Below are 6,000 nucleotides of genomic sequence, written 5' to 3' on the forward strand. Positions count from 1 at the left end.
ATAGAATTAATCAGGTTGTGATGGAACAGAATACGCAAAACTGGGCAAAGTTATGGAAGCCAATAAAGGAAAGCAGGGTTTCACTGTATAAAGCGAACTTCCAAACTTTTTCTTTTAAGAAGCATAGTCATGAAAATTATGCTCTCGGGGTGATAGAAGCCGGTGTTCAGCAATTTCGCCTTGGCGGTGCAAAACGTGTTGCCCCTGCTTCGGCTATCATCGCGATAAACCCGGGTGAAGTGCACGACGGTGAAGCCGCCGTCCCTGAAGGCTGCCGGTATCGTGTGGCGTATTTTACCGATGACTTGCTAAGCGATATCTTTTTTGGTCTCTATGGAAGCAGGTCGCATGTCTCCTATTTCAAAACTCCTGTTATTGCCGACCCGCATGTTTCATGCGCACTGCTTCAAGCTCATCAGTTTATGGAAAGTACTCAACAGAATCTGCTCGCAGCTGAAATTGTAATGATGCAAGTGGTTGCGGAAATTTTTCTGAGATATGGGGATGACAGCCAGCCTGTGCAGCCTGTTGCTCGGAATACACGCGCCATAAAGAAAGCAGTTGAGTACCTTCGTCAGAATGTTTCCGAAAATATCTCGTTAGATGAAATTTCCTCCATGGCTGGGCTGTCTCCATATCATTTTTTGCGACAATTTAAGGCAATAACGGGGCTTCCGCCACATGCCTATCTGATGCAATGCCGTGTGTATTTGGCACGACGGGCGGTGGAACAAGGCTCTTCTCTTGTAGAAGCTGCTCTTCAAGCAGGATTTGCAGATCAGGCTCACTTTTCCCGAAGCTTTAAAGCGATTCACGGATTGTCTCCAAGTGATTTCAAAAAAGGGCTGCTTTGCTAAGCTGTTCTTCCCTTCTGAGTAAAAAAGCAATTTCGTTCAAGCTTCTTTGGCTATTACATACTATCTTCTAAACCAAACAGTGACAGAATCTCTGCGCAAACTGCCATTCGCAGTTTTTCAGAGGAAAGTGATCATAATTACTTGCGACATGTGAGGTGTATGTAAGATGAAAAATAGTATCGATAGAGAAGAAGCCGTTGAACTGTTAAAGAAATATGTCCGCTCTAAAAGTGTGTACCTTCATTCGATTGAGAGTGAAGCCATCATGCGAAAGGTCGCAGAATTTTTGGGAACAGCTGGTAAGGATGATTCAATAGATGTCGATTTTTGGGCAACCACAGCCTTGCTTCATGATTTGGATAGCGAGGTAGTTGGAGATGATCTTTCAAGGCATGGGGTTGAAACGGTCGATATCCTTAAACGCGAAGGGTACGATCTTCCGGTGATGTTTGAATCTATCTTGTCTCATACAGAAGCCTTAGGATTCACCGAGGCTAAGAGAACAACAAAGATGGATTATGCTCTTGCAGCCTCAGAGAACATGACCGGAATTATTTCAGCATATGTACGAATGCGCCCGACGAAAAAAATTGAAGGACTGAGCGCCAAATCGATTACTAAAAAGATCAAAGACAGGTCGTTTGCCGCTTCTGTGAATAGAGATTTTATTAATGATGTTGAAAAGCATCTCGGTCTGGGGCGAAGCGAGTTTGTGACAATTGCTATAGATGCAATGACAGAAATTGCTGATCAAACAGGAATGTAAAAATACCTGTAGACTCTATTGTTTTCGTTGCCGAATAAACTCGTATTGATTGAAGTAGAGGCTGATAGAGAGGCGCTTACTTTGCCCACCCGTTGATAATAATCAGCATCCCGATAAGAGCAACAGTGCCACCTGTGACGTCAGAAAGCGTAAGGGATATTCCGTCAACAACTCTTAGCCAAAGTAGGGCCGTTACAACGTATACACAGCCGTATGCCGCGTATACACGTCCACTGGCGGCGGGGTGTAGTGTAAGCAGCCATGCAAAGGCAGCTAAACTTAACGCTGCCGGAATAAGTAACCAAATTGATCCGTCTTTACGCAACCAGTAATAGGGGAGAAAGCACCCTACAATTTCTGTCAGAGCGGTAATAAAAAAGAGGAGTAGGGTCTTACTTAGCAACATGCTTCTCCATAGATGTGTTTTGAAGATGAAAGGCGGCTCTCCATAAAAAAGGCGAGCCGCTTTTTTTAATGGCTATCAACTTTGGGTTTTCTACGCTCATTCGGAATTTCAAAAACTAACGTTGTTGTGAGTTTTTTATGTAGATATTTATCCTGTTCACCCTGCTTGGCAGGGATTTTAAGGAAAAATCGAACAAACCATCGGCCAGTATGCTCTACTGGGAATTGGAAACGACCGTTTTTAACGTGTGTCCGCTGAAAATAGTAATCTTCTGCCTGAGTGGAGTAGCCGTTGAAAGTGGCATCCCAGAAGCCGTCACCAGTGTATGGTTTACCTTTAAGGAAAACTGTAAACTCGGCAATATCCCCTTTTTTCAATGCGGCGGGGTTGCGAGTCGGAACAAGTTCGAGTGGAAGTCCAATAAAAGCAGGGAATTTTGGTGATGGCGCTTCGCACTCTACATACGTTTTTGTCCATTGTGAGCTGCGGGTGCTGGAAACTATTTTTGAAGCTCTGTCTGCAACAGCGCTCATAGGTTTAATCGCGTGGCGAGTGCGTCCTTTTTTATCAATCCATTTCGTAAAGAATCCAGGAGTGGTTTCAGCTGTAATGGCATACGTGCCTGCTTGGTTGTACTCAACAAGGTATGAATGCAGAGATTTTTCATCACGCAGCTGAACATCGTACTGTGTTCCATCTGGTGCATGCACTTGAACTACATGCAGCTTTTTACGTCGTATTGCATCGTCTGCAGGAATATGGTGCCCGTAACAAAAGAAGAAAGGTGAGCTTTTACCGTCAGCAACTTTGTAGCGGGTTCCTTGAACATACAGAGAGTGGGCATCAGCACTGGCAGGAAAAGCAGCGCATACTAACAGTAGTAGCCCGACAATAAACAGGGCAGTTTTACGATTGCCGCATTGCATAACGATCTCCTGATTGGATTAGTGAAGGATGGGGATTAAAAGTATTTGAATATATTATCAGTGAAATTCATTATCACTCGACTGATAAGAATTCAACGAAGAATATGCGTTATGATTTGCGATTGAGAGTTTGTCCGCTGTGTAGGCCGTTGTAGGGCTGTACTGATGTTTTGAACTTTTTAACGGAGTAAGGGCATGAGGCGCCGATTTAGAGGAAGTGATGCAGTTACTCAAGCTTGTTTTGTGGCTGTAGAATTGGAGCGAACGTTGCTTTCATGTTTTAGGAATCCGGCTCTGAAAACAGGTTGCTATTGCGAGAAGAGTTGAGTTAGTTGCCCCTTTGCAGCCCCGTGTTTGAAGCCACAACTCAGCACGAGGTTGTTGAATAAAATCAAAGGAGAAATGCCATGGGTCAACATACCTTAGACCCTGAAGATTGGGGATCTTTTCGTGATTCAGCCCATAAATTATTGGATGCTGCAATCGATAAAATGAAGTCCAATAAAGAGGGGCGAGTTTGGAATCCTTTGCCGGAAAATATGAAGGAAAAGTTGCAAGTAGATTTACCTTCTTCCGGTTTAGATCATGAGGCTTTGCGTACAAAGCTTGCTGAGATGCTGCCGTATGGCGTTGGAAATACCCATCCTCGTTTTTTTGGCTGGGTACATGGTGCGGGTAACCCTGGAAGTGTTTTTGCTGAGATTGCAAGTTCAGCAATGAATGCTAATCTTGGGGGGCGCGATCATGGAGGCATCTATGTAGAGAAACAGGTCATAGAGTGGAGTCGCCAGATGATGGGATTTCCGGAAGGAGCAAGCGGGCTGCTTGTTTCGGGAACTTCTATGGCAACCATTATTGCTTGCAAAGTAGCAAGAGATTCCAGACTTGGTTCTCAATGCCGAGAAAATGGTGTCGGTAATGTTCCATTGGTGGGATACGTTTCCCAGCAGGCTCATTCTTGTATTGCACGTGCTTTTGATTTGCTTGGCTTAGGAAGCGGAGCATTACGGAAAATTCCTTGTCACAGTGATTTTTCTATGGATATTGATGCATTGCAGAAAGCCATTGCAGAAGATCGTTCACAAGGTTTTGAGCCGTTCTTTGTTGTAGGTACTGCTGGTTCTGTTAACGTTGGTGCGATTGATGATTTGGATGCACTGGCAGAATTAGCGAAAGCAGAAAATTTATGGCTCCATGTTGATGGAGCTTTTGGTGCTACCGCTATTCTGAGTAAAACCGTGCGGACAAGGCTTTCCGGTCTTGAGCGGGCAGATTCACTTGCATTTGATTTTCATAAATGGCTGCATGTTAACTACGATGCAGGGTGTGTGCTTATTCGTTCTAAAGAAAAGCACCTGCAATCGTTCTCTGGTCGTGCAGAATATCTCACAGGCGTAAACAAAGGACTTGCAGCAGGCGACTTATGGCCTGTCGATTTAGGGCCTGAGCTGTCTCGAGGCTTCAGAGCATTAAAGGTTTGGTCTCACATCCTTGAACATGGTGTAGATAAACTGGGTGCTTGTATTGATGAGAATTGTAGACAGGCTGCATATCTTGGAGAAAAAGTAGAGCAAGCCGATCAGCTTGAGCTTCTCGCTCCGGTTTCTCTGAACATTGTCTGCTTCCGATTCCTTGCGGACGACCATTCTGATTTGGATACTCTGAATAGAGAGATCGTCATTGAACTTCAGGAAAGAGGCATAGCAGCTCCATCTACCACGTTTTTAGAGGGCAAGCTTGCTATACGCGTGAATATCACAAACCACCGCACTGAACTGCATGATTTGGATTTACTTTTAACAGAAGTCCAAAACATAGGAAATGAACTGGCTGGGTAAGTGAATTCTGTTTCTGAGGAACACCTTTTCAGAAAGACATTTCAATTACGTATGGCGGAAGTCTTTTTCTGCCGAACTACGCATTAACTCTATTCCTTATGGCTCTTCGCAGTAGAGCGTTCTTTTTCTCTATCCCATGAAAACACGTTGTTGATGGATGATAAAAAAGAGCAGAATAGTAAGTGTATAAAATGTCGACATTGCAAATGTCCTACACGATGGCACGCATGTCAGATGATGGATGAAGCGCTGTCCAAAACGTGACGTATGAAGAGTGAGGTAGATAACAGATCTACCTCACTTTTTTATGCAACGTTACAGCCTTAGGTCTGGGCATCTGGGGCTAACCGTTTGTAAAGGTTTCGCAGTTTTCATGTAAAAAAATTTTCTCCAAGGTTTTAGATACCGGTTTGTTTACCCATGATTTTGTGTTATAGCTCTACCATAGATCTCGTTAGTATTGCTTCATTGTGAAGCGTGAACCCAATGGTTTTATGCACTTATCTAGCTACGCACTGCGGGCTTCAAGAAGAAAAATAGTTGAGTTTGAATGAAACGGTAAGCATATACATAAAGGATATTCATCTTCGCAACATAGTGCGACCTTTCGTTAGTGCCGGCATAGCAAGCTAGTAATACACAGTAAGGAGACACAGCATGAAAATGACTACAGAAGAAGCTTTTGTAAAAGTACTCCAAATGCATGGTATTGATAACGCATTCGGCATCATCGGCTCTGCAATGATGCCTATTTCAGACCTTTTCCCGAAAGCTGGAATAACCTTTTGGGATTGTGCTCATGAAACAAACGCAGGTATGATGGCAGACGGGTTTACTCGTGCATCGGGTAAAATGTCTATGATGATTGCCCAGAACGGTCCCGGTATTACAAACTTTGTTACACCTGTTAAAACAGCCTATTGGAACCATACTCCATTGCTTTTGGTTACTCCGCAGGCTGCAAATAAAACTATGGGACAAGGGGGCTTTCAGGAAGTTCCTCAGATGTCTGTATTTAAAGACATGGTTGCCTATCAGGAAGAAGTCCTTGATCCTTCCCGTGTTGCAGAAGTGCTTAACCGTGTCATCTTAAAAGCAAAGCGCGCTTCTGCGCCTGCACAGCTCAATATACCGCGTGATTTCTGGACGCAGGTTATTGATATTGAATTACCTGAAATCGTTGAATTTGAGCAGCCCGCTGGTGGTG

At 44.0% G+C, this 6,000-nt stretch carries 6 protein-coding genes; 4 read left to right on the plus strand and 2 right to left on the minus strand.

All coding sequences use genetic code 11. The features are described 5' to 3' along the window. The first annotated feature begins 20 nt into the window (after positions 1–20). Both QZY95_RS12385 and QZY95_RS12390 read left to right on the plus strand, forming a co-directional pair. Positions 21–857, plus strand: coding sequence for an AraC family transcriptional regulator (locus QZY95_RS12385; RefSeq protein ID WP_290923954.1), 837 nt, complete (start codon positions 21–23; stop codon positions 855–857). Positions 858–1,023: 166 nt separating this feature from the next. Further along, positions 1,024–1,623, plus strand: a complete 600-nt coding sequence (locus QZY95_RS12390) for an HD domain-containing protein (protein ID WP_290923956.1) — start codon at positions 1,024–1,026, stop codon at positions 1,621–1,623. Between the two features lie 76 nt (positions 1,624–1,699). On the opposite strand, the gene QZY95_RS12395 is transcribed toward QZY95_RS12390, so the two are convergent. Together QZY95_RS12395 and QZY95_RS12400 are read right to left on the minus strand one after the other, a co-directional pair. Further along, the gene (locus tag QZY95_RS12395; protein ID WP_290923958.1) at positions 1,700–2,029 is read right to left on the minus strand and encodes a YnfA family protein; all 330 of its coding nucleotides are present in this window, start codon (positions 2,027–2,029) and stop codon (positions 1,700–1,702) included. 65 nt (positions 2,030–2,094) lie between these two features. Next, complete coding sequence (locus QZY95_RS12400; RefSeq protein WP_290923960.1) at positions 2,095–2,955, minus strand: DUF4198 domain-containing protein; 861 nt, start codon at positions 2,953–2,955, stop codon at positions 2,095–2,097. A gap of 407 nt (positions 2,956–3,362) precedes the next feature. On the opposite strand from QZY95_RS12400, the gene QZY95_RS12405 reads away from it, so the two are divergent. After that, complete coding sequence (locus QZY95_RS12405; protein WP_290923962.1) at positions 3,363–4,793, plus strand: aminotransferase class I/II-fold pyridoxal phosphate-dependent enzyme; 1,431 nt, start codon at positions 3,363–3,365, stop codon at positions 4,791–4,793. A gap of 657 nt (positions 4,794–5,450) precedes the next feature. Beyond that, positions 5,451–6,000 (plus strand): thiamine pyrophosphate-binding protein (locus tag QZY95_RS12410; protein WP_290923963.1); only part of this gene is annotated, 550 nt, incomplete at its 3' end.

This window comes from Halodesulfovibrio sp. (genome assembly GCF_015482765.1).
In the GTDB taxonomy this organism is placed as follows: domain Bacteria; phylum Desulfobacterota; class Desulfovibrionia; order Desulfovibrionales; family Desulfovibrionaceae; genus Halodesulfovibrio.

Coding starts and splice junctions, on each gene's coding strand:
- QZY95_RS12385 (WP_290923954.1), top strand. CDS start 21: ATGGAACAGAATACGCAAAACTGGGCAAAGTTATGGAAGCCAATAAAG.
- QZY95_RS12390 (WP_290923956.1), top strand. CDS start 1,024: ATGAAAAATAGTATCGATAGAGAAGAAGCCGTTGAACTGTTAAAGAAA.
- QZY95_RS12395 (WP_290923958.1), bottom strand. CDS start 2,029: ATGTTGCTAAGTAAGACCCTACTCCTCTTTTTTATTACCGCTCTGACA.
- QZY95_RS12400 (WP_290923960.1), bottom strand. CDS start 2,955: ATGCAATGCGGCAATCGTAAAACTGCCCTGTTTATTGTCGGGCTACTA.
- QZY95_RS12405 (WP_290923962.1), top strand. CDS start 3,363: ATGGGTCAACATACCTTAGACCCTGAAGATTGGGGATCTTTTCGTGAT.